Source organism: Streptomyces sp. NPDC043861, from assembly GCF_056435905.1.
Map to the genome: position 1 here is coordinate 175,489 of NZ_JBWKDP010000017.1, position 24,062 is coordinate 199,550.

The 24,062-nt window shown below is 70.1% G+C and carries 18 protein-coding genes and 1 pseudogene; 9 read left to right on the plus strand and 10 right to left on the minus strand.

Annotated elements, in window-relative coordinates; all coding sequences use genetic code 11:
* Window positions 1-55: 55 nt before the first annotated feature.
* Window positions 56-244, minus strand: coding sequence for a DUF5703 family protein (locus tag AC068D_RS31205; RefSeq protein ID WP_005319466.1), 189 nt, complete (start codon window positions 242-244; stop codon window positions 56-58).
* A gap of 47 nt (window positions 245-291) precedes the next feature.
* Between AC068D_RS31205 and AC068D_RS31210 the strand changes: the two genes are divergently transcribed.
* On the plus strand, window positions 292-966 hold the full coding sequence (locus AC068D_RS31210; protein WP_478826460.1) for a hypothetical protein: 675 nt from the start codon (window positions 292-294) through the stop codon (window positions 964-966).
* A 321-nt stretch (window positions 967-1,287) separates the two neighbouring features.
* Here the strand turns inward: AC068D_RS31210 and AC068D_RS31215 are convergent, their stop codons facing one another.
* Window positions 1,288-3,585: a helix-hairpin-helix domain-containing protein gene (locus AC068D_RS31215; protein WP_478826461.1), complete on the minus strand. Its 2,298-nt coding sequence runs from the start codon at window positions 3,583-3,585 to the stop codon at window positions 1,288-1,290.
* A complete protein-coding gene (locus AC068D_RS31220) occupies window positions 3,582-4,565 on the minus strand; it encodes an aldo/keto reductase (RefSeq protein WP_478826462.1) in 984 nt (327 codons plus the stop codon). Before AC068D_RS31220 ends, AC068D_RS31215 begins: the two co-directional genes overlap by 4 nt.
* A 158-nt stretch (window positions 4,566-4,723) precedes the next feature.
* Between AC068D_RS31220 and AC068D_RS31225 the strand changes: the two genes are divergently transcribed.
* Window positions 4,724-5,773: an LLM class F420-dependent oxidoreductase gene (locus AC068D_RS31225; protein ID WP_478826463.1), complete on the plus strand. Its 1,050-nt coding sequence runs from the start codon at window positions 4,724-4,726 to the stop codon at window positions 5,771-5,773.
* A 370-nt stretch (window positions 5,774-6,143) separates the two neighbouring features.
* A complete protein-coding gene (locus tag AC068D_RS31230; RefSeq protein WP_478826464.1) occupies window positions 6,144-6,929 on the plus strand; it encodes a ferritin-like domain-containing protein in 786 nt (261 codons plus the stop codon).
* Between the two features lie 84 nt (window positions 6,930-7,013).
* Here the strand turns inward: AC068D_RS31230 and corA are convergent, their stop codons facing one another.
* Window positions 7,014-8,006, minus strand: coding sequence for a magnesium/cobalt transporter CorA (corA, locus tag AC068D_RS31235; RefSeq protein WP_478826465.1), 993 nt, complete (start codon window positions 8,004-8,006; stop codon window positions 7,014-7,016).
* A gap of 59 nt (window positions 8,007-8,065) precedes the next feature.
* Here corA and AC068D_RS31240 point away from each other — a divergent pair, with 59 nt between their 5' ends.
* The 5 genes from AC068D_RS31240 (at window position 8,066) to AC068D_RS31260 (ending at window position 14,772) form a co-directional block, all read left to right on the plus strand.
* A complete protein-coding gene (locus AC068D_RS31240) occupies window positions 8,066-8,761 on the plus strand; it encodes a histidine phosphatase family protein (protein ID WP_478826466.1) in 696 nt (231 codons plus the stop codon).
* A gap of 60 nt (window positions 8,762-8,821) precedes the next feature.
* Window positions 8,822-9,412: a DUF3090 domain-containing protein gene (locus tag AC068D_RS31245; RefSeq protein ID WP_478826467.1), complete on the plus strand. Its 591-nt coding sequence runs from the start codon at window positions 8,822-8,824 to the stop codon at window positions 9,410-9,412.
* Window positions 9,376-10,197: an SCO1664 family protein gene (locus AC068D_RS31250; protein WP_478826468.1), complete on the plus strand. Its 822-nt coding sequence runs from the start codon at window positions 9,376-9,378 to the stop codon at window positions 10,195-10,197. Before AC068D_RS31245 ends, AC068D_RS31250 begins: the two co-directional genes overlap by 37 nt.
* Before the next feature lie 143 nt (window positions 10,198-10,340).
* The gene (mshC, locus tag AC068D_RS31255; protein ID WP_478826469.1) at window positions 10,341-11,570 is read left to right on the plus strand and encodes a cysteine--1-D-myo-inosityl 2-amino-2-deoxy-alpha-D-glucopyranoside ligase; all 1,230 of its coding nucleotides are present in this window, start codon (window positions 10,341-10,343) and stop codon (window positions 11,568-11,570) included.
* Window positions 11,571-11,727: 157 nt separating this feature from the next.
* Window positions 11,728-14,772, plus strand: a complete 3,045-nt coding sequence (locus AC068D_RS31260; RefSeq protein WP_478826470.1) for an NPCBM/NEW2 domain-containing protein — start codon at window positions 11,728-11,730, stop codon at window positions 14,770-14,772.
* Window positions 14,773-14,941: 169 nt separating this feature from the next.
* On the opposite strand, the gene AC068D_RS31265 is transcribed toward AC068D_RS31260, so the two are convergent.
* The 6 genes and pseudogenes from AC068D_RS31265 to AC068D_RS31290 form a co-directional block, all read right to left on the minus strand.
* Entirely contained in the window at window positions 14,942-16,000 is a 1,059-nt protein-coding gene (locus AC068D_RS31265; protein WP_478826471.1) for a PAC2 family protein, read from the minus strand.
* A 305-nt stretch (window positions 16,001-16,305) separates the two neighbouring features.
* Window positions 16,306-16,950: pseudogene (locus AC068D_RS31270) on the minus strand (FadR/GntR family transcriptional regulator); the annotation flags it as partial.
* Between the two features lie 115 nt (window positions 16,951-17,065).
* A complete protein-coding gene (locus tag AC068D_RS31275; RefSeq protein ID WP_478826472.1) occupies window positions 17,066-18,676 on the minus strand; it encodes a glycerol-3-phosphate dehydrogenase/oxidase in 1,611 nt (536 codons plus the stop codon).
* A 16-nt stretch (window positions 18,677-18,692) separates the two neighbouring features.
* Complete coding sequence (gene glpK, locus AC068D_RS31280; protein WP_478826473.1) at window positions 18,693-20,219, minus strand: glycerol kinase GlpK; 1,527 nt, start codon at window positions 20,217-20,219, stop codon at window positions 18,693-18,695.
* A gap of 46 nt (window positions 20,220-20,265) precedes the next feature.
* Window positions 20,266-21,054, minus strand: a complete 789-nt coding sequence (locus tag AC068D_RS31285; RefSeq protein WP_478826474.1) for an MIP/aquaporin family protein — start codon at window positions 21,052-21,054, stop codon at window positions 20,266-20,268.
* A gap of 776 nt (window positions 21,055-21,830) precedes the next feature.
* The gene (locus tag AC068D_RS31290; RefSeq protein ID WP_478826491.1) at window positions 21,831-22,595 is read right to left on the minus strand and encodes an IclR family transcriptional regulator; all 765 of its coding nucleotides are present in this window, start codon (window positions 22,593-22,595) and stop codon (window positions 21,831-21,833) included.
* A gap of 259 nt (window positions 22,596-22,854) precedes the next feature.
* On the opposite strand from AC068D_RS31290, the gene AC068D_RS31295 reads away from it, so the two are divergent.
* A partial coding sequence (locus tag AC068D_RS31295; protein ID WP_478826475.1) for a homocysteine S-methyltransferase family protein occupies window positions 22,855-24,062 on the plus strand: 1,208 nt, incomplete at its 3' end.

The window sequence follows — 24,062 nt, forward strand, 5'->3', positions numbered from 1 at the left end:
ACAAAGGAGTCGGCTCGCAGTAGCGGGCCGGCTCCTTCCTATGTGGAGCGGGTGCTCACCATGTGGCGCGTACCTGACGGATGATGCGCCGGCGCAGCCGCACCCTACGACTGCCGTCCCGGTGGAGACTCAGTCTGTCCAACTCCCAGTGTCCGTACTCGGCATGGTCGGTCAGCAGGCGGGTCGCCTCCTTGCGAGAGACCCCGCGTGGAACGTACACGTCGACAAATTCATATTCCGGCATCGCATCTATTGTGCGGGCACAGCCCAGGTACGGATAGCGTCTGCACTATGTCTGATGCATCCGCTCCTGCGCAGCCCACGGCTGCCGAGGTTCGCGCCGCCGCAGAGGCGGTCAAAGCCGCGCTGGACCGCCACCTCGAAGCGGTCGAACGACGAACGGGAGAGGACGACCCGGCGGTCTACGACGCATTCAACGCACTGGCCGCCGCGGCCGAGGCGTACGACGAACGCCTGTACGACCGCTACGACGAGGTCACCCCCTTCGAGATCCCCGGAGCGGACGACTCCCTGCCGCCGTACGCGGGCCCCGACGAGCCGAACGCCGTGAGCGTCCTCATCCGCCGCGACTATGCGGTGGCGGAGCCGCAGCGACTGCTCGCCCAGGCGCAGCGCATCGCCGATGCGGATCGCGACGCGACCACGGACCAGGCAGTCGCGGCCGCGGTCGTCGGCACCAGCGTGCATGCTGCGCTGGGCGTGCTGTTCGGTGAGTACGAACCGGATGAAATCGCCTCCAGGCACAAGGAATTCGGCCTGGAGGAAGGGGACTCCACACTCTGGGTCTCCGCGGTGGACGAGCTGCCCGAGCCGGGGGAGTGGCTGAGCACGCCGTTCGACCAGTCCGATCCGGAGCTGGTCGTCTGCCGCTTCGACGTCAGTGCCGTGTTCGACGAGGACGACATGGACGAGGATCTGGACGACCTGGACACGGCCGGCACATAGCGTCCCGTGGACCGGGGCAGGCCCGGGGAACTCCACGGTCCGTGCGGGCAGGGCGCTGTGGCCTGCCCGCACGGTCTCGGCGCTGGTCGATCTCCCACGCCGTCCGGGTGCCGTCGCATCACCCGCGCCGAACGCCGGACGGACCGGAACCGCCCGATGCATGGCTGCGCCCTGGGTCATGACGATCTCCGGAACCCGTCATCCGCACAAGCGGCCGCGGTGGTGCCGGTCACCGCCCCCAGCCGGCGCAGCTGTACTGCTCGGCCGGCCGAGCAGTGGGAACGGGGGAGGTGCGGCTGCGGAGCCGGTTCAGGTTCGGGTTCAGTGCGCCGAGGCCAGCAGACCCTCCAGCAGAGCGCGCAGCCGGGTCGTACGCTCCTGGGCCGGGATCTGTGAGACGGCGTGCGGCAGTGCCGGCTCCACACCGTGCACCACGGAGAGGTGGCGCTCACCTCGGCCGAAGGCGGTGTAGACCCAGGGGCGGCTCAGGCTCTGCGCAGCGTCGCCCGGAAGCACGACGACCACGGCGGGCCAGCGCATTCCGGCCGCCTGGTGTGCGGTGAGCGCCCAGCCGTGCCGCACCGCCGATTCGACCCGGTCCTTCGGCACAACGACAGGCGTGCCGTCGCAATCGATCCGCAGGCCCTGTGCGTCGCCCGACACCACGGTGCCGCAGACGGTCCGCCCGGCTGCCGGGACATAGACGACGCGGTCGCCGGCGTCGAATCCGCCGAACCTGCCCGGGCCGGGGTTGAGCCGCTCCTTGAGCGCCGCGTTGAGCGCACGAGTCCCAGCCGACCCGCCGTGGCCGACTGTGATCACCTGGGTCGCCGAGGCGGGAACACCGATCGCCCGCGGCACCGAGTCGGCGACCAGCTGGACCGTGCGGTGCACGGCTTCGCCTGCATCGCGGACGGGAACGATCACCACCTCCTTGCCCGGGGCCGCGACCTGATTCAGTTCACCGATCCCGATGCCGGAGACCAGCTCCCCGATCGGCCCGGGGTCGGGCGTGCGTGACGCGATGTGCGGGCACACCCGTGCAGCGAGCACATCGGCGAAGACCCGGCCGGCGCCCGCCGACCACAGCACCCCGGGGTCGCCGCTCAGCACCAGCCGGCTGCCGTCGGCCATCGATTCGGCGAGCATCGCGGCGGTCTCGACGTCCAGCTGCGGTGCGTCCAGGACGGCGAGCAGGTCGAGAGCCAGGGCGCCGTCCTCGTCACGGCCGGGACCCTGGGTACCGGAGATCAGTCCCTGTACGGTCACGGCGTCCCCGCCCAGGCGACGGCGGCCGTTCTCGCTGTGCACGGCGACCGCCGCCCGCAGCCCGAGCGCGCGGGCCGCCTCGATCAGGGCCACCGGCTCGGAGCGCGCCGCCTCACCACCGGTGTGCAGCACGAGCCCGTGTCCGGCAGCCGCCTTTACCAGCTCTGGCCCGTCCCAGGTGTCGGACGGTCCCGTCCGCACCAACCGGGCCAGGGCGTCCGCGAGGCTCTCCTCCGCGAGCGCATAGCGGTCGAGACCGACCAGGACCGGCACGGCCGCCGGCTGCTCCTGCCGTCCCGTGTCGTCCGCGCCCGTGTCGTCCGCGCCCGCCTTCGGCGGCTCTGCCTCCGACTCCTCCGTCTCCGCGCCGTCCGGGCCGACCGATCCGTCGAGCCCGTCCTGGAAGACCAGGACCGCGCCTTCGGCGACGGCGTGCTGCAGTGCCGCCTCCGGGTCGGGCACGGAGCGGCCGTCCAGCCCCTTGCGCACGACCGACGACTCCAGGGCCGTGTGCCCCTGCAACGCGGCCTGCTCCAGCAGCCAGGTCACCACTGCCACGGCCCGTCGCTCGTCCCCCGGCCCGCATTCAGCGCCCAGCAGCGCCCGGGCGAACCCGTCGGCCTGCTCGGGCCGTACGCCCGGCACGGCCAGCAGCCGCCAGGGGTCCTCGCGCAGCGCCCGCGCGGCCTGCTCGCCGAGCACACCGGCAACGCGTGCCGCGAGCCCCTCGGGCGCACCGCCCGTCACCAGTACCTCCAGTACGGCCGCCACGGTCTCCGGGGCCGCCTGCCGCGGACCCTGCTCCGGCTCGGGCACCCTCGGCCGTGCCGGCGCGGGGACGGACGAGGCCGCCGGCCGGCGTGGTGCGGTGGGCGCGGCGAAGAACTCGCTCCCCGGCTTCTCCCCGCTTTCCACGGCCCGTACTGCCGCGAGCAGATCGGCCGCCGTCCCGCTCAACTTCGCCCCCGCCTCGACGGGGCCCGCCTTCTCCGCCTTGCGCTGCTCGATACGCGCCCGCAGCTCCCGCTGAGCGTCCAGCTCGGCCTGCGCCTCGGACACCTCACCGTGCCCGGCGGCCCCCGAGTCCGCCCCGTCCGTGGTGGCGGGCGGATCGCCGCCGTCCGTCCCCTGCCCTTCAACCGCGGCCGTTTCGGCACCGGTCGTATGCGTCGCTGCCGCTTCGGCTCCGGCCGGCTCGGTCCCGGTCGGGTCCGTCCCTTCCGCGTCGGCCCGGGCAGCCACCCCGCCGTCCGCTGCGGGTCGCTCGGGCTCGCCGCCACCGTGGTCGAGGGCAGCGTCCTCGTGCTCGTCGGCCGGGGGTCCGGGGGTCGCCCCGGGAAGCGCAGTCACAGCGTGCTCCAGTCCTGGTCGGGATAGCGGTGCACGGGCGCCGACACATCGTCGAGCGCCTGGCAGATCTCGTCAGGAAGACTAAGGGCCTCCACTGACAGCGCCGACGCAAGCTGCTGCGCGTTGCGTGCGCCGACGATCGGGGCCACCACGCCGGGGCGGTCACGGACCCAGGCGAGTGCCACCTCGAGCGGGGTCGTCGCAAGACCGTCCGCCGCTGTCGTCACCGCATCCACGATCCGGCTCGCCGTGTCGTCCAGATAGGGCTCGACGAACGCGCCCATCATCTCCGAAGCCCCTCGCGAGTCCGCCGGTGTGGCGTTGCGGTACTTGCCGGTGAGCACCCCGCGCCCCAGCGGTGACGACGGCAGAAGCCCCACCCCCAGGTCCAGTGCCGCGGGCAGCACCTCCCGCTCGACGCCGCGCTGCAGCAGGGAGTACTCCATCTGTGTGCTCGCCAGCCGGGTCCGTACGCCCGGCGCCGCCAGCTGCCAGGTCGCCGCCTTCGCCAGCTGCCAGCCGCAGAAGTTCGACACACCCGCATACCGTGCACGCCCGCTGGTCACGGCGAGGTCCAGCGCCTGGAGCGTCTCCTCCAGCGGTGTCAGCGGGTCGAAAGCGTGCACTTGCCAGAGATCGACATGGTCGGTCCCGAGCCGGTCCAGCGACGCGTCGAGCGCCGCCAGCAGATGCCCGCGCGAGCCGTCGAACCGGCGGTCGGGCTCGAGCACGCTCCCCGCCTTCGTCGCGATGACCAGATCGTGCCTCGGAACGAGCCGCTCCACGAGCCGCCCGAGCAGGTACTCCGCCTCCCCGCCGCCATACACGTCGGCGGTGTCGACCAGCGTGCCGCCCGCCTCCCAGAAGGCCTTCAACTGGTCGGCGGCGTCGTGCTCGTCGGTGTCCCGCCCCCAGGTGAGGGTGCCGAGCCCGATCCGGGACACACGCAGGCCGGTACGGCCGAGATGCCTCTGCTCCATGGCCGCGAGATTACTGGCCACGGCCGCACACGGAGCGACCCTGTGGACAACTTGCCCCCGAACCGGCTGCGAACCTCACGTCCGGTGACCGCTGACGGATGCCGCGCCACCGCGTAGAGTCCGCGAGAAGGACGTTACTCATCGGTAAGGGGAGCGGTATGCGGCTCGGCATCAATCTCGGCTACTGGGGCGCGGGTATGGACAGCGACAACCTCGCCGTCGCCCAGGAGGCGGACCGTCTCGGCTACGACGTCTGCTGGGCGGCCGAGGCGTACGGCTCGGACGCGCCGACGGTCCTCGCCTGGGTGGCCGCCCAGACCGAGAGCATCGACGTGGGTTCGGCGATCCTCCAGATCCCCGCCCGGCAGCCCGCGATGACCGCGATGACCGCGGCCACCCTCGACTCGCTGTCCGGCGGCCGCTTCCGGCTCGGCCTCGGCGTCTCGGGGCCGCAGGTCTCCGAGGGCTGGTACGGCGTGAAGTTCGACAAGCCCCTTTCCCGCACCCGCGAGTACGTCGAGATCGTCCGCAGGGCGATGACCCGTGAGCGCCTCTCCTTCGAGGGTGAGCACTGGACCCTCCCGCTGCCCGGTGGCCCCGGCAAGCCGATCAAGCTGACGGTCCACCCCCAGCGCGAGCACATCCCGCTGTACATCGCCGCCATCGGCCCGAAGAACCTGGAGCAGACGGGGGAGATCGCCGACGGCGCCCTGCTGATCTTCCCCTCCGCCGACCACCTCGAGGAGACCGCGATCCGCCACATCCGCGCGGGCCGTGAGAAGGCCGGGAAGACGATGGACGGCTTCGACGTCTGTCCGACCGTGCCGCTCGCCGTCGGCGACGACGTCACCGGCCTGGCCGACATGTTCCGTCCCTACACCGCTCTGTACGTCGGTGGCATGGGCAGCCGCAAGCAGAACTTCTACAACCAGCTCGCCCAGCGCATGGGTTACGAGAAGGAAGCGGCGGAGATCCAGGACAAGTACCTTTCCGGGGACAAGGCGGGCGCCGCCACGGCCGTGCCCCACGAGCTGATCGACTCGACGACGCTGCTCGGCTCCGTGGAGCGGATCGCCGAGCGGATGCAGGCGTACGCCGCCGCCGGAGTGACCACCCTGACGCTCGCCCCCGCCGGCTTCACCCTGGACGAGCGTCTCGCCGCCCTGCGGGCCGGCACAGACGCCCTCGAGCGCTCCGGACTCGCCTAGAGCCTCTCGTTTGGATCTTGCCGGGCTCGTATGCCCCCGCACGTCGCACGCTCGCAGCGTTGTCGTCGGTCGCCCACGCTCCGCGTGGGCTCCTTCCTCCGCCGTGCGATCGCACGCACGCGCACAGGGTCCGAGCAGGCCTGCGGCCGTGGTGGGGGCTCGGGGGTCATCCCCGCCACGGCCGTCACGATTCCTAACGCGCAACGCGGCCCCGGGTCACGCCCCGGGCCCCGTGTGCTCCGGAGCGGGGGCGTGGGCCGCACGCCGCCGCGCTCCTACTTTCGGCCGAGTCGTCGTTCCTCTCGGTTGCCTGTCCGGCCCATCCGCATTTGACTCGTTCTCTGCGGACACCTGACCGGAGGCGGCAGTCATGATCTCGGCCCGAAGCCTGTTCCAGGAAATCATCGACGACGACGACGCGTATCAGCTCTTCTGTTCGATCGCGGCCAGCGGTGAGACCCAAGGCGGCTGGGAGAACGGCAGGATCGCCGCCCTCGTACCCGAGACCATGCGCGACCTCGCCCCCAAGATCACCCGGCATGGTGCCGACGAGGACAAGCACGGCCGCATCTTCAACGCCCTGCTGAAGAAGCGCGGCCTCGACCCGGTCGCCGTCCCGCCCGAGACCGACTACACGATGCTCCTGGAGAAACAGGGCATCGGCCTCGCCCACGACAAGCTGCGCCGCGACGAACGGCTCACCGAGCGGGACATCCTCGTCTACCTGTCGCACAGCCGTGTCACCGAGCAGCGGGCGGCGGACCAGATGGACATGCTGGTCAAGTGCTTCGGTGAGCACCCGGAGGTCGGCAAGGCCATCAAGCAGATCTGCCATGACGAGGACAACCACCTGGCCTACTGTCACGAGGAGTTGCTCCGGCTGGCCTACGCCGGTCACGGCCGCACCATCCAGCGCACCCTCCGGGAGTGCGCCCTCACCGAGATCGTCATCTACCGGGACGTCAGTCTTTCCGTCATGGCCCACATGGGAAGACTGCTCGAGTGGCCCAGGGCCAAGTCCGTCGTGCTCGCCGCCGGTATCCGGGCGATGTACGCGTACGAGCGTGCCGGCGGCTGGCGGCGCATGGTCAGTCTGACGATGCCCGAGCGCCGCAACGCCCTCGGCGGCCCGCCGGCCACGGCGCCCGTGGTCTGATCGCCCGCGACACGAGCACGGCCGGTCCGCGAATCGGTACGGCCGACGACCGACCACGGGCCCCCGGTCGCCACCGGCACACCGTCACAGCCAGCCGCGGTGCTTGAACAGCTGGAACAGACCCACCTCCACCGCGGCCAGCAGCAGGATCAGCGCCGGGTACGCCCAGACCCACCGCAGCTCCGGCATGTGCTCGAAGTTCATGCCGTAGATGCCCGCGACCATCGTGGGGACCGCGGCCATCGCCGCCCATGCCGAGATCTTCCGCATGTCGTCGTTCTGCCGTACGCCCATCTGCGCGAGATGCGCCGACAGGATGTCCGACAGCAGCCGGTCCAACCCCTCCACCTGCTCGTTGACGCGTGTCAGATGGTCGTTGACGTCCCGGAAGAACGGCTGCGAGTGCTCGTGCACAAAGGGCACGACGCCACCCGCCAGCCGGGTCATCGGGCCGACCAGCGGCACGGTGGCCCGGCGGAACTCGAGAAGCTGACGCTTGAAGGCGTAGATCCGGGCGGCTGTGTTCCTCGAGTCCCTCGCGTCGGGGGCGAAGACGGCGGCCTCCATGTCCTCCAGGTCGATCTGCAGCTCGGCCGCGACCTCGATGTAGTGGTCGACCACGGCGTCGCTGACGGCGTACAGGACGGCCGTCGGTCCGTGCCTGAGCACCTGCGGTTCGGCCTCCAGACGCATCCGCACGGCATGCAGTGGCGAGCTCTCCCCGTGCCGGACCGTCACCACGAAGGAATTGCCGATGAACACCATCACCTCGTCGGCCGAGACGGTGTCGCTCTCCGGCTCGTACGCCGCCGGCTTGAGGACCACGAAGAGCGAGTCGTCGTAGACCTCCAGCTTGGGCCGCTGGTGCGCGTTGAGCGCGTCCTCCACGGCCAGCCTGTGCAGGCCGAACTCACTGCTGACGCGACTGAACTCGTCCTCCGTCGGCTCGTACAGCCCGATCCACAGGAAGGAGTCCCCGGCCGCCCGCGCCTCGGCCAGCGCGTCGGAGAGGTCCCCGGGGCCCTTTGTGCGGCGTCCCTCCCGGTAGATGGCACAGTCCACGATCACGGCGCGCATTCTTCCGTGCCGGAGGTCCGGCCGCACCTTCTCGGCGTGGGCGGCCTACGCTGGCCGGCATGGCCACGTTGATCCTCGTACGCCACGGACGCTCCACCGCCAACACCGCCGGAGTGCTCGCGGGCTGGACGCCCGGTGTAGCCCTCGACGAACGCGGCTCCCGGCAGGCCGCCGCGCTGCCCGGGAGGCTGGCCGGGGTGGAGCTCGCCGCCGCTGTCACCAGCCCCCTCCAGCGCTGTCTGGAGACCGTTCAGCCGTTGCTCGACGAACGTCCCGGCCTGCCTCTGCACACCGACGAGCGGATCGGCGAGTGCCACTACGGCGACTGGTCGGGCCGCAAGCTCGCCGAACTCTCCGACGAGCCCCTGATGGACGTCGTGCAGCGGCATCCCTCCGCCGCGGCCTTCCCGGGCGGTGAATCGATGCGCGCGATGCAGACACGGGCGGTCGAGGCCGTACGCGACTGGAACACGCGCATCGAGGAGGAGCACGGCCCCGACGCGGTCTATCTGATGTGCTCGCACGGCGACATCATCAAGTCGGTGGTGGCGGACGCGCTCGGGATGCATCTCGATCTTTTCCAGCGGATCCATGTCGAACCGTGTTCCATGACAGCCGTTCGTTACACCCGGGTGCGGCCCTTTCTTCTGCGGCTTGGGGACACGGGGGACTTCGAGTCGTTCAAGCCGCGCAGGCCTCAGGAGGAGGGCTCGGACGGTACCGCGGTCGTCGGGGGTGGTGCGGGCGCACCGTGATCGGTTCGCGCAGTAGGGTGGACGGGCCGAAAGCCCGCTGAATCTCAAGGGAGACAGGACGTGTCCCGTCAGGTGTTCCTCTACGACCCACCGGAGCGGTTCGTGGCCGGTACGGTCGGGCTGCCTGGACGCCGTACGTTCTTCCTGCAGGCCTCCGCAGGAGGGCGGGTGACCAGCGTCGCCCTGGAGAAGACCCAGGTCGCCGCCCTCGCCGAGCGGATCGACGAACTGCTCGACGAAGTGGTGCGGCGCACAGGGGGCAATGCCCCCGTGCCGGCCATGGCGCCCACGGACATCGCCGACACCGCGCCGCTCGACATCCCGGTCGAGGAGGAGTTCCGGGTCGGCACCATGGCGCTCGCCTGGGACGGCGAGGAGCAGCGCATGATCGTCGAGGCGCAGGCGCTCGTCGAGCTCGACGCGGACTCCGAGGAGGATCTGGCGGAGGCTGAGGAACGGCTGCTGCAGGACGAGGAGAACGGCCCGCCGATGCTGCGCGTCCGGCTGACCGGCGTACAGGCGAGGGCCTTCGCCAAGCGCGCCCTGGACGTCGTGAACGCGGGGCGGCCGCCGTGCCCGCTGTGCAGCCTGCCGCTCGACCCGGAGGGACATGTATGTCCGCGCCAGAACGGATACCGCCGCGGAGCGTGACTGCTCTCGACCTGCTCGCCAAGGGCGAGCTGACGGTGAAGGGACGGATCCGCGAGGCTTCCAACGCCGTGCTGTACTGCTCTGTCGCCCACGAGGGCGAGGAAGCGCACTGCGTGTACAAGCCGATTGCCGGCGAGCAGCCCCTGTGGGACTTCCCCGACGGCACGCTGGCGCAGCGTGAGGTGGCGGCGTACGAGATCTCCGAGGCCACGGGGTGGGGTCTGGTGCCGCCGACCGTGCTCCGTGACGGGCCGTACGGCGAGGGCATGGTGCAGCTCTGGATCGAGGCGGACCCGTCCGCCGACGGGCTCCTCGCCCTGGTCCAGGACGACGAGCCCGGCGAGGGGTGGAAAGCGGTCGGCCTCGCCGATGTGGGGGAGGGCCGGACGGCACTCCTGGTGCACGCGGACGACCCCCGGCTGAGACACCTCGCCGTCCTGGACGCGGTGATCAACAACGGTGACCGCAAGGGCGGGCACCTGCTGCCGACCGCGGACGGGCGTCTGTACGCGATCGACCACGGCGTCACCTTCAACGTCGACGACAAGCTCCGCACCCTGCTCTGGGGCTGGGCCGGCGAACCCCTCGAGACAGAGGTGGTGGATGTGCTCGCTGCCCTGACCGCCTCACTCGCGGACGGCGGACCACTGGCGGCACGCCTCGCGGAACTCCTCACTCCCGCGGAGGTGGACGCCGTACGTGCCCGGGTCGACGCGCTCCTGGCGGAGTCCCGTCATCCGGAACCGTCGGGCACCTGGCCGGCGATCCCCTGGCCCCCGGTGTAGTTCCCCGCCCGTGTGGCGGCCCCTCCCGCTCATCGGAGGCTCCTGCCATACCTCCAGGTCATGGCCCCGCGCAAGAGTGCCGAACCGGCCAAGAGGAGGCATCCGGTTCGTATCCGGAACAGGCGTCCGGTTACGCTCGTGACATGCATGCCTGGCCCGCTTCTGAGGTCCCCGCCCTGCCCGGCAAGGGCCGCGACCTCCGGATCCACGACACCGCGACCGGCGGTCTCATCACCCTTGACCCCGGTCCCGTCGCCCGTATCTACGTCTGCGGCATCACCCCGTACGACGCGACCCACCTGGGTCACGCGGCGACCTACAACGCGTTCGACCTCGTTCAGCGCGTGTGGCTCGACACCAAGCGGCAGGTTCACTACGTCCAGAACGTCACGGACGTCGACGATCCTCTGCTCGAACGCGCGCAGCGTGACGGGGAGGACTGGGTCGGTCTCGCCGAGCGCGAGACCGCTCTGTTCCGGGAGGACATGACCGCCCTTCGGATGCTGCCGCCGAAGCACTACATCGGTGCCGTCGAGGCAATACCCGGGATCGTCCCCCTCGTCGAGCGGCTGCGCGACGCGGGTGCCGCGTACGAGCTCGACGGCGACATCTACTTCTCCGTTGAAGCCGACCCCCACTTCGGGGAAGTGTCAGGCTACGACGCCGAATTGATGCGCGTCCTCTCCGCCGAGCGAGGCGGCGACCCCGACCGGCCCGGCAAGAAGAACCCGCTCGACCCGATGCTCTGGATGGCCGCCCGCGAGGGCGAGCCCAGTTGGGACGGCGGCAGCCTGGGCCGCGGCCGGCCCGGCTGGCACATCGAGTGCGTCGCCATCGCCCTCGACCACCTCGGCATGGGCTTCGACGTGCAGGGCGGCGGATCCGATCTCGCCTTTCCGCACCACGAGATGGGTGCCTCTCACGCCCAGGCCCTCACCGGCGAGCACCCGTTCGCCAAGGCCTATGTGCATGCCGGCATGGTCGCCCTGCACGGCGAGAAGATGTCGAAGTCCAAGGGCAATCTGGTCTTCGTCTCCACGCTGCGTCGCGACGGCGTCGACCCGGCCGCGATCCGGCTTGCGCTGCTCTCCCACCACTACCGTGCCGACTGGGAGTGGACCGACGACGTGCTCCAGGAGGCCCAGGCCCGCCTGGCCCGCTGGCGCTCCGCCGTCTCGCGCCCCGACGGACCGCCCGCCGACGCCCTCGTCGACGAGATCCGAGAGGCCCTCGCCGACGATCTGGACGCCCCTGCCGCACTCGCCGCCGTCGACCGCTGGGCAGCGCTCCAGCACGACGAAGGCGGTACGGGCGAGGGTGCGCCCGGACTTGTGTCGCGTGCCGTCGACGCGCTGCTCGGGGTCGCCCTGTAGCCAGGCCCGGCCGGTGCCGCGCTGCCGTTCCCTGTGCGCGGCGCCGTGTTCCGAGCACGGTCCCATCCACCGCAACCGCCCCTGGGCTCATCACGAGTCCAGGGGCGGTTCCGTTTTGTCCATGGCCTGATGCTCGTTTCTGCGCTAAATACGCCTCATGCACTCACGAATGCGCATCAGAGCAGTGGTGACCGGGGCCTTGCTCGGCTTCCTCGCGGTGCTCGCGGGACCGGGCAGTGCACAGGCCGATCCACCGCCCACCACCGTCGGGGACGTCACCGGCTTCACCGCCGAGGGGCCCGTCTACCGGCTGACGGCCGGACCGGCCCGGATCCGCGTCAGCTTCCTCACCCCGCTGACCTTCCGGGTGGAGCTCGCCCCGGACGGTGCGTTCACCGACCCGACCGGCAGCGATATCGTCCTGCCTCAGGGCACGCCCCCCGCCACCCGCTGGCGGGACCGCGGTGACCGCTACGAACTCAGCACCTCACAGGTGACATTGCACGCCTACAAGTCACCGCTGCGCTTCGCCCTCCACCGGGCGGACGGAACCCGGGTGTGGGCCGAGACGCGGGGCCTGACCTGGAACGGCACCGGTACTACCCAGACCCTCGCGCGCGGCGCGGACGAGCAGTTCTACGGCGCAGGCATGCAGAACGGCCGTGGCAACACCTCGCACCGCGGCAGGACCGTCGAGGTCGGCGTCGACTACAACTGGAACGACGGAGGCCACCCCAACTCCGTCCCCTTCTACCTCTCTTCGGCCGGCTACGGTGTGTACCGCAACACCTACGCGCCCAACACCTATGCCTTCGGCGAGCCGGTGACCACGAGCGCCAAGGAACAGCGCTTCGACGCCTACTACTTCGCGGGACCGACCGCCAAGGACGTCATCGGGCAGTACACCGGCCTCACCGGGAAGCCCTTCATGCCGCCCGTCTACGGGCTGGAGATCGGGGACGCCGACTGCTATCTGCACAACGCCAACCGCGGCGAACGGCACACCCTCGACGCACTGAAAGTCGCCGACGGCTATGTGCAGCATGACATGCCCAATGGCTGGATGCTCGTCAACGACGGCTACGGCTGCGGCTACGAGGACCTTGCAGAAACCGCCCGGGGCCTCCAGCAGCGCAAGACCCAGCTCGGCCTGTGGACCGAGGACGGCCTCGACAAGCTCGGCGAGCAGGTCAGGGCCGGTCAGCGCGTCGCCAAACTCGATGTCGCCTGGGTCGGCGCGGGCTACAAGTTCGCTCTGGACGGCTGCAAGGATGCCTACCGCGGCATCGAGGCCAACAGCGACGCCCGCGGATTCACCTGGGCGCCCGAGAGCTGGTCGGGAGCGCAGCGCTGCGGAGTCCAGTGGTCCGGTGACCAGTCGGGCAGCTGGGAGTACATCCGCTGGCAGATCCCGACCTATGCGGGCGCCTCCATGTCCGGCCTCGCCTACACGACGGGCGACGTGGACGGCATCTTCGGCGGCAGCCCGAGGACGTACACCCGCGATCTCCAGTGGAAGATGTTCCTCCCGGTCACGATGACCATGGACGGCTGGGCCCCGAGCGACAAGCAGCCCTTCCGCCACGGAGAGCCGTTCACCTCCATCAACCGGGACTACCTCAAACTCCACGAGTCACTGCTGCCCTACATCTACTCGTATGCGCACGAGGCGACGAAGACGGGTGTCGGTCTCGCCCGGCCGCTCGTGCTGGAGTATCCCGACGACCGCAGGGCGGCGACCGACGCGGCCAAGTACGAGTTCCTCAGCGGCAGGGACTTCCTCGTCGCACCCGTGTACCAGGATGCGGTGGAGCGCGACGGCATCCACCTTCCCGAGGGGACGTGGGTCGACTACTGGCACGGACGGACCTACGAAGGCCCGGGCACCGTCGACGACTACAGCGCGCCACTGGGCACTCTCCCGCTCTTCGTCCGGGCAGGCGCCGTCGTCCCGATGTGGCCCGGCGGCATCCGCTCCTACGCGGACCGCACCGCCGACTCCCCGCTCGCCTGGGACGTCTATCCGCAGGGAAGGTCGTCATTCACCCTGTACGAGGACGACGGAGTGACCCGCGAGCACCGCGTCGGCAAGTACACGACCCAGCGCGCCGATGTCGTGTCCCCGCGGCGCGGCCCCGGGGACGTGACGGTGCGGCTCGGGGCCGCCAAGGGTTCGTTCACCGGCAGGCAGACGTCACGGCCGTACCATTTCACCGTGCACACCGGGCAGGCGCCGAGCTCCGTGCAACTCGACGGACGCAAACTGCCCGAGTTCACCTCAGAAGCGGCTTACGAGTCGGCCGTACAGGGCTGGTGGTACGACCGCGACGACCGCGGTGGTGTGATCAGGGTCAGGACCACGGCACTGCCTACCGACCGGGCCTTCGAGCTGGAGCTGAAGAACACCGCGGCGGTCGGTGGACGCGTTCCCGGTGCGGGGGCCGTCGTCACCGCTCCCGGCGGACAGGAGCCCGGCGCCGGCACCCCCGGCCGTATCGGTGTCGACGTCACCGCGGGCAGTCGCGACGCCACCGGCGTCTCCGTCTCACTGGACACCCCGGCGGGCTGGCAGGTGACGCCCGCGGCGACGATCGACCGCATCCCCGCAGGGACGACGAAACGCGTAGAGGTCGCGGTCACCCCCGCGAAGGACGCGAAGCCGGGCGAGGCGACGCTCACCGCGACCGCGCGGTACCGGTCGGCCGGTGAACCCCGCACTGCCGTCCAGGGATTCGCCGTCACAGTGGTGCCTCAGCCGCCGACGGCCGACGTCTGGGCGAGCGATCTCGAGTGGCTGACCTCCACGAACGGCTGGGGTCCGGCCGAACGCGACCGCAGCAACGGCGAATCGGGCGCCGGCGACGGGCAGGCGCTCCAACTCGCCGGGAAAACCTACGAGAAGGGGATCGGAGCACATGCCGATTCCGTCGTCGAGGTCCATCTGGGGGCCCGTTGCTCCGTCTTCACGGCCGACGTCGGCATCGACGACGAGATCAACGGCTATGGGGAGGTCGCCTTCTCGGTCGAGGCGGACGGCAAGGTGCTGTGGACCTCGCCGAAGCTCACCGGTGCCTCCGCCACGGTGGAGGCGGAAGTGGATGTGACCGGAGCCCGCCACGTACGTCTGCTGGTCACCGACACCAACGGCTCCAAGAGCGGTGACCACGGCGACTGGGCGGGTGCCCGCTTCCACTGCGGCTGACGGACCGGGGCGGGAAGCGCTTCCGGGCGGTCGTGACCGCACGGCTGCGCTTCCTCCGCTGCATGATCCGCACTGTGTGCACGACCCGGTCGCCGTCGACCGGATGCCAGGACGGGAACGCGTGGCGGGGTGGTGCCGGCCGGCACCACCCCGCTCCTCGTCGTCCTGCTCAGCCCTCGGGGTTGTCAGGGGCGTCGGGGCCCTCCCCGGGCTCCGCACCCGTCCCTGGGCCCGTTGCCGGGCCCGTGCCCGTGTCCGTCCCGGCCTCCGGCTCGGGCCGCGGTGGTTTCGGGGGCCGCGTCCGTCCGCTCGACGTGTCCCGCAGATACGAGCCGCCCTCACCGCTCTCCGGGGTGTGCCCGCCCGGCGCCTGTCCCGGTCCGGGCCCACCGTCGCGCCGCCGCAGATACCGCTCGAACTCGCGCGCGATGGCCTCCCCGGACGCCTCCGGAAGCTCGGCCGTGTCCCGTGCCTCCTCCAGCGTCTGCACGTATTCCGCAACTTCGCTGTCCTCGGAGGCCAGTTGGTCCACGCCGAGCTGCCAGGCCCGTGCGTCCTCCGGGAGTTCGCCCAGCGGGATACGGAGGTCGATGAGGTCCTCCAGCCGGTTCAACAGGGCAAGTGTGGCCTTCGGGTTGGGCGGTTGCGAGACGTAGTGCGGCACCGCGGCCCACAGTGACACGGCCGGCACTCCGGCATGCGTGCATGCCTCCTGCAGGATGCCCACGATGCCGGTCGGGCCCTCGTACCGCGTCTCCTCCAGATCCATCGTCCTGGCCAGATCCGGGTCCGATGTGACACCGCTGACCGGCACCGGCCGCGTGTGCGGGGTGTCGCCGAGCAGTGCGCCGAGGATCACCACCATCTCGACGCCCAGCTCATGGGCGAAGCCGAGCAGCTCGTTGCAGAACGACCGCCAGCGCATGGACGGCTCGATCCCGCGCACCAGCACCAGATCACGGGGCTTCTCGCCGCCGACCCGGACCACGGACAGCCGGGTGGTGGGCCAGGTGATCTTCCGTACCCCGCCGTCCAGCCACACCGTGGGCCGGTTGACCTGGAAGTCGTAGTAGTCCTCGGCGTCGAGCGCCGCGAACACCTCGCCCTTCCACTCCCGGTCCAGATGTGCGACCGCGGTGGAGGCGGCGTCGCCGGCGTCGTTCCAGCCCTCGAACGCGGCCACCATGACCGGGTCGATCAGCTCGGGAACCCCCTCGAGCTCGATCACCCAGTGCCTCCTTCCGACGTTTCCTTGCGTACGGACCAACCTTACGGCTTTGCGAGTGCCCGCCCGAGCCCCCGTGCACGGCCGGGTGAACTTCGATACGGCAGGGGTACGGGTTCCGTGAACGTGGATGTACGGTCCCGCATTCATCCGAGCTGTCCGCGGTTCTCCGCGGCTCGGCCCGAGTCCGGTCAGGGGCGTCCGCACACGCAGTTCACGGGGGTGGCCGGGGAGGACCCGACCATGAAGGACGGCGCGGAGCGACGGCCCGGGTAGCGGCCCGCGGGAGGGCCTGCAGCGACGGCTCGGAGGACGGTCCTGAGCCGCTGTTCCCCGCCCACGACACGGACCGTCGCCCTCGGCATCCCGCTCGCGCAGCGCCGCGAGTATCGCCCGGTGCTCCTGGAGCGCACGACTGATCGCGTCCTCCCCGGTGAGGCCTCGCCGCACCCGGGCCCTTCGGGCCGGCCACGAGAGCCGTCGAGCAGGGCGCAGTGGACCGAGTTCCACAGGACCGGGCGATGATGCGAGGGAACTCCAGGCCGCTCGTGACCAGTTCCTCCGCCGAGGCCGCCGGGCCGAGCGCGTCCAGCTGCGAACTCGGCTCGGTCTTGCCGGTCGTCGACGCGGCCATCGCCGTCGCAGCCGGGCTCCAGTGTGTGACGTACGGCCATGAACTCCACGGCCATGTCGTCGCGTTGGAAGTCCACGGCAAGGTGCAGCGCTTCCCCGTAGCACGAGGGAGCCAGGCCGGTGACGTACGTGCCGTCGCCGTGCCGTACGTCGAGGACGCGGCCCAGCGCCAGTGCACGCACGGCCTCGCGCAGGGAGTTGCGGGACAGGCCCAGCGCGGCGGCGAGACCACATTCCCCGAGGAGCCGTCTCCGGGCCGAAGCGTCACCCGAGTGGATCATTCCCTTGATCTTCTCCATGGCTTCGCCGGTGACACCCATGACGGCCCTTCGCCCCTCGAGCCATGCGATGTCCGAACGCCCGACGAGGGCGGCTCCGGAAAGGAGCCGCCCTCGTCGGTGCGGACCGCGGGAAGCGCGCCCGCTGCGGCCGCCGTCAGGCCTTCTTGCCCAGCACGTCCTCGACCCTGGCACGGATGTCGTCCGTCGCCAGACCCCGGATCGTCAGCGTGGTACGGCGCCGCAGCACGTCGTCGGCGGTCTCCGCCCACTCGTTGTCGCGGGCGTACACGACCTGTGCCCAGATCTCCGGGGCGTCGGGGTGGATGCGTTCGGCCAGCTCCGGGTTGTCGTTCGCCAGCCGTGCGATGTTGAAGGCGAGCGAGCCGTAGTGCGTGGCCAGATGCCGCGCGGTGTCGGCGGACATGCGCGGCCCCGGCGCCGGACCGTCCACCAGCAGACGGTGGGCGACCGCGCGGGGGTTCGCGATGCCCGGCAGCGGGAGCTTCTTCGGTAGATGTGCGATCGGCTCCATGTCGTCGGCGAGCGGCCGGCCCGGCAGCTCGGCCAGCTTGGTCATCACCGTGCGGCCGATGTGGCGGAAGGTCGTCCACTTGCCGCCGGCCACCGACAGCATCCCCCCGCGACCCTCGGTGACCACGGTCTCCCGCTTGGCCTTCGAGGTGTCGCCGGGACCGCCCGGAAGCACCCGCAGACCCGCGAAGGAGTAGGTGATCAGATCACGGGACAGCTGCTGGTCCCGGATCGAGAAGGCGGCCTCGTCGAGGATCTGGGCTATGTCCTTCTCGTTGACGGCGACATCCGCGGGGTCCCCCTCGAACTCCTCGTCGGTCGTGCCGAGCAGCAGCATGTCCTCCCAGGGGAGGGCGAAGGTGATGCGGTACTTGTCGATCGGGGTCGCGAGGGCCGCCTTCCACGGCGATGTGCGCTTCAGCACCAGGTGCGCGCCCTTGGAGAGGCGGATGGAAGGCGCCGCGTTGGGGTCCTCCATCTTGCGCAGGTGGTCCACCCAGGGGCCGGTCGCATTGAGCACGAGACGGGCGCTGACGCCGAACTCGCTGCCGTCCGTACGGTCCTTGAGCTCCGCACCCGTGACCCGGCCCTTGGTGAAGCGGAGCCCGGTGACCTCGGCGTGATTGAGGACGACCGCGCCCGCCTCGACGGCCGCGCGGACCGTCATCAGCGCCATGCGGGCGTCGTTCATCTGGTCGTCGCCGTACACGGCAACGGCCTTGAGGTTCTCCGTACGCAGCTCGGGCACATCGCGCTGGGCCTTGGCGGGGGAGATGACGTGACCGACTCCGTCACCGAAGGCGGACAGCGCCGAGTAGGCGAAGACGCCCGCGCCGAGCTTTGCGGCGCCGTGCGGGCCGCCCTTGTAGACCGGCAGATAGAACGTGAGCGGGTTGGAGAGGTGCGGGGCGACCTGACGGGAGACCGCGCGCCGCTCGAAGTGGTTCTCCGCGACCAGCTTGACCGCGCCGGTCTGCAGATAGCGCAGACCGCCGTGGAGCAGCTTGGAGGAGGCGGAGGAGGTGGCGCCGGCGAAGTCGCCGGCGTCCACCAGAGCCACCCGCAGCCCGGCCTGCGCGGCATGCCAGGCGGTGGAGATGCCCAGGATGCCCCCGCCGATCACCAGGAGGTCGTATGTCGCCTTGGCAAGCTGCTCCCGGGTCTCGGCGCGGCTCGGCAGGGAACCGGAGGCCGGGTGCGTCCCCAGTGCGGGAACGCTCTGCAGGGTGGTCATTCTTGTTAGCTCCTCGTCAGCTCTCGTCGTGCTCGAGCCAGCCCATGGACCGCTCCACGGCCTTGAGCCAGAACTTGTACTCGTTGTCACGCTTTTCAGCGTCCATGTGGGGGGTCCACTCGGCGGCCCGGCGCCAGTTGGCGCGCAGGGCGTCGGTGTCCGGCCAGAAGCCGACGGCCAGGCCGGCGGCGTAGGCAGCGCCGAGGCAGGTCGTCTCGGCAACCATCGGGCGCACCACGGGTGCGTCCAGGAAGTCCGAGAGGGTCTGCATCAGCAGGTTGTTGGATGTCATTCCGCCGTCGACCTTCAGAGAGGTCAGCTCGACACCGGAGTCCTTGGTCATGGCGTCCGTGATCTCACGGGTCTGCCAGGCGGTGGCCTCGAGCACGGCGCGTGCGATGTGCGCCTTGGTGACGTACCTGGTCAGGCCGGCGATCACACCGCGGGCGTCCGAGCGCCAGTACGGAGCGAACAGACCGGAGAAGGCCGGGACGAAGTAGGCGCCGCCGTTGTCCTCGACCGACGACGCGAGGGTCTCGATCTCGGCCGCGGAATTGATCAGGCCCATCTGGTCGCGCATCCACTGCACGAGCGCCCCGGTGACGGCGATGGAGCCCTCCAGCGAGTACACCGGCGCTTCGTCGCCGATCTTGTACCCGACCGTGGTGATCAGCCCCGAGTAAGAGTTGATGATCTTGTCGCCGGTGTTCATCAGCAGGAAGGTGCCCGTGCCGTACGTGGACTTGGCCTCGCCCTCGGAGAAGCACGTCTGCCCGAACAGGGCCGCCTGCTGGTCGCCCAGCGCGGAGGCGACCGGGACCCCGTCCAGGACGCCGCCCTTGACGTGGCCGTACACCTCGGCGGAGGACCGGATCTCCGGCAGCACGGCCATGGGGACCTCCATGGACTGGGCGATCTTCTCGTCCCACTCCATGGTGTGGAGGTTCATCAGCATCGTGCGGGAGGCGTTGGTGACGTCGGTGACGTGGTGACCGCCGTCGACACCGCCGGTGAGGTTCCAGATGACCCAGGAGTCCATGGTGCCGAAGAGGATCTCGCCGCGCTCGGCGCGCTCGCGCAGGCCCTCGACGTTGTCCAGCAGCCAGCGGACCTTGGGGCCGGAGAAGTAGCTCGCGAGCGGCAGACCGGTCTCACGGCGGTAGCGGTCCTGGCCGACGTTGCGGCCGAGCTCCTTGCAGAGCGCGTCGGTGCGGGTGTCCTGCCAGACGATGGCGTTGTGGACGGGCTCACCGGTGTTCTTGTCCCACAGCAGCGTGGTCTCGCGCTGGTTGGTGATGCCAATGGCCTTGACATCGGAGGCGGCGATGCCGCCCTTCTCGATGGCGCCGGCGACGACTTCCTGGACGTTGGTCCAGATCTCGGCGGCGTTGTGCTCCACCCAGCCCGGCTTCGGGAAGATCTGCTCGTGCTCCTTCTGGTCGACCGAGACGATCCGGCCGTCCTTGTCGAACACGATGCAGCGGGAGGAGGTGGTGCCCTGGTCGATGGCCGCGATGAACGGGCCGGCGTGTGCGTCGGTCACGGTGTGCTCCTGAAAATCTGAGGAAGATCGGCTCTGGACGGGTCTGTCAGACGAACGCGAGCTTGTAGATACCCGCGGCGATGGCTGCACCGATCAGCGGACCGACGACGGGGACCCAGGCGTACCCCCAGTCGGAGCCGCCCTTGTTCGGCAGCGGGAGCAGGGCGTGCACGATGCGGGGGCCCAGGTCGCGGGCCGGGTTGATGGCGTAACCGGTCGGACCGCCCAGGGAGAGGCCGATACCGACGACGACCAGGGCGACGATGAGACCGCCGAGGGTGCCGAGGCCCTTGCCACTGTCATTGAGGCCCATGGTGAGCACGGACAGGACCAGGACGAGCGTGCCGATGATCTCGGTGGCCAGGTTCTGCCAGGCGACACGGATCTCAGGGCCGGTGGAGAAGATGCCGAGCACCGGGCCGGCCTTCGGCGCGGCCGGTTCGGTGACCAGGCCCTCCTCGTGCGGCGGCAGGGCGGTGATCTCCGGGTCGGTCAGATGCGCTTTGAACTGGCCGTAGTAGGCGAGCCAGGTGAGGAAGGCACCGAGCATGGCGCCGACCAGCTCGCCCGCCATCTGGACGGGGACTTGGCTCCAGTCCCCGTTGCTGATCGCTATACCCAGCGTGACCGCCGGGTTGAGGTGTGCACCGGACAGGGGGCCCGCGATGTACACCGCGGTCATGACTGCGAAACCCCACCCGAAGGTGATGGCCACCCAGCCGGCGTTCTGCGCCTTGGAGCGCTTGAGCACGACGGCGGCAACGACGCCGGCGCCGAGCAGGATGAGAACGGCGGTACCAATGACCTCGCCGATGAAGATGTCGGAGCTGGACACCCGCGACTCCTTTGTCCTTCGTCCAGGGGAAGGCGAACCGACGGGTCCCTCCGCGGTTCGCGCCCTCGGGGGATGAGAGCGAAACCGGCCGTTGGCGTTGCCACACTGTAGCGCGTATTGCCGGTAAGTGTTCGACAATGCCGACCGATGAACGGCAGTTTTGCCCCCTGGTTAACACGACGTCAAGGGTTGTGTGGCTGATAACCCGATCGTTATCGATGATGCGCCGGAACGATCAGAATCGCCTGGTGTAGGCCGTTGGGGCGGCCCCGGGGAGGTGCTCCCGAGCGCCCTCACGCCTGGTCGGAGTCCCCGTGGACCGGCCGGAAGCCGTTTGGCCCGCATGGCTGGAAACGTGTGGTGTGCCGGGCCACAGCAGGTCGGGAGCGCCCGCCCCGGGTCCTGTCCGGGCGATCTTCTCGGGCCTACGACGACGGCTGCGGCACTCCACCGGCTACCGCTGGGAGGCACGCCGCGTTGTCGGAGTCGCCCGAGCCCAGTACGCGGGCGATCTCCACCAGTCTCCGGCCGGTGGGGCCGGCGGGGGCAGGGGGAATGCCCCCACCCGCCTTGCCGCGCTTCCCCTCGGCCCTGGCCGGCCTGGGGAGAACCCGGGCATCCGACGCCGCTGGCCGATCCTCAAAGATCGCCAGGCAGGACCTGGCCGACCTGGGGGCATGCTGTCGTGCCAACGGGCCTGCCCGACTACCTGCCGGGAGCTGCCGAGGGAGTGGCCGGGGACCCGCGGAGGGGTTGCCGAGTGCCGGGTCCCTCGGTCAGAACCTGCCGGCGCCGAGGTCACGGGAGACCGCGCGTGCGCAGTCCCGCACCGCGGCCACCAGTTCGGAGCGCAGCTCGGCCCCGTTGCAGACCCGCTCCACGGCGCCCGTGATGGCCACTGCGCCGACCGGCATCCGGCGCCGGTCGTGAATGGGTGCGGCGACGGCGGCGACGCCCGCCCAGGTCTCTTCGATGTCCGCGGCCCAGCCCCGCGCCCTGGTCAGGTCCAGCAGCTTCTCGAAGTCCGAGAGGCCCGTGACCGTCCGTGCCGTGAAGGCCTTGCGTTCCACTTCGAGCGCCTCGCTGTGCGCCACGGGGTCGAAAGCCGTCAGTACCTTCCCCAGCGCCGTGGAGTGCAGCGGCTGCATCGCGCCGACCTCCAGTACCTGGCGGCTGTCGTCGGGGCGGAACACGTGGTGGACGATGAGCACGCCCTGCTGGTGGAGCACGCCCAGGTGCACGCTCTCGCCGCTGGAACGGGCCAGGTCGTCCGTCCAGACCAGAGCGCGGGCGCGCAGCTCGTGCACGTCCAGATAGCTGTTGCCGAGCCGCAGCAGCTCGGCCCCCAGCTGGTAGCGGCCGGACGGCTCGTCCTGCTCGACGAAACCCTCGGCCTGGAGCGTGCGCAGGATGCCGTGTGCTGTGCCCTTGGCAAGGCCGAGGGACGACGCGATGTCGGACAGTCCGAGCCGGCGCTCGCCACCCGCGAGCAGTCGCAGCATCGCCGCCGCCCGTTCAAGCGACTGGATGTTCTTCGCCATCGCCCGGCCCTTCTCCCCATAGTTCGACAATGCTGAACACTATCGGTCGATGCCGAATAGGTGTTACCGCCAGGACAGTGTGTCAAGACCCGGTGGACCGAAACATCATCGGGCCGTCACCCGGTTGCCGGGGACGGCATGCCGTCCACCGGCTGGGACGGGACGCCGCCGTCCGGTGCGCCCGGCTACGCTGGCCGGGTGCGGCCTCCATGGAGGGCGCCGCAAAGCCGACAGCCGTCGCATCCCAGGGAGCACATCCATGGCCTCGTCGCCGACTTCTTCCGCCGACAACAGGACCCGAGCCGACGCCCTTCGTCAGGCACTCGCCACCCGGGTGGTGGTGGCCGACGGGGCCATGGGCACGATGCTCCAGGCGCAGGACCCCACGCTCGAGGACTTCCAGGACCTCGAGGGCTGCAACGAGATCCTCAATGTGACCCGCCCGGACATCGTCCGGTCGGTGCACGAGGCGTATTTCGAGGTCGGTGTCGACTGTGTCGAGACCAACACGTTCGGTGCCAACTTCGCGGCGCTGGCCGAGTACGACATTCCCGAGCGTGTGCACGAGCTCTCGGAGGCGGGTGCGCGCATCGCCCGCGAGGTCGCCGACGCGTTCACGGCCTCCACCGGACAGCAGCGCTGGGTCCTGGGCTCCATGGGCCCCGGGACCAAACTGCCCACCCTGGGTCATGCCCCGTACACCACCCTTCGCGACGCCTATCAGCAGAACGCTGAAGGCATGATCGCAGGTGGAGCCGATGCGCTGCTGGTGGAAACGACGCAGGACCTCCTCCAGACCAAGGCTGCCGTTCTCGGTGCCCATCGTGCCCTGGATGCGACGGGTACCAGTCTGCCGCTGATCGTTTCGGTGACGGTGGAGACGACGGGGACGATGTTGTTGGGGTCGGAGATCGGTGCGGCTCTGACGGCGTTGGAGCCGTTGGGTATCGACATGATCGGGTTGAATTGCGCGACGGGTCCTGCCGAGATGAGTGAGCATCTGCGGTATCTGGCCCGGCATTCGCGGATTCCGCTGTTGTGCATGCCGAATGCGGGTCTGCCGGTTCTGGGCAAGGACGGGGCGCATTATCCGTTGTCCGCGGTGGAGCTGGCGGATGCGCAGGAGACCTTTGTGCGGGAGTACGGTCTGTCCTTGGTGGGTGGGTGCTGTGGGACGACTCCCGAGCATCTGCGGCGGGTGGTGGAGCGGGTTCGGGGTGTTGTTCCGGTGTCGCGTGATCCGCGTCCTGAGCCGGGTGCGGCCTCGTTGTACCAGAGTGTGCCGTTCCGGCAGGACACGGCTTATCTGGCGATCGGGGAGCGGACGAACGCCAATGGGTCCAGGAAGTTCCGTGAGGCGATGCTGGAGGGTCGCTGGGACGACTGTGTGGAGATGGCCCGGGACCAGATCCGTGAGGGTGCGCACATGCTCGATCTGTGTGTCGATTATGTGGGCCGTGACGGTGT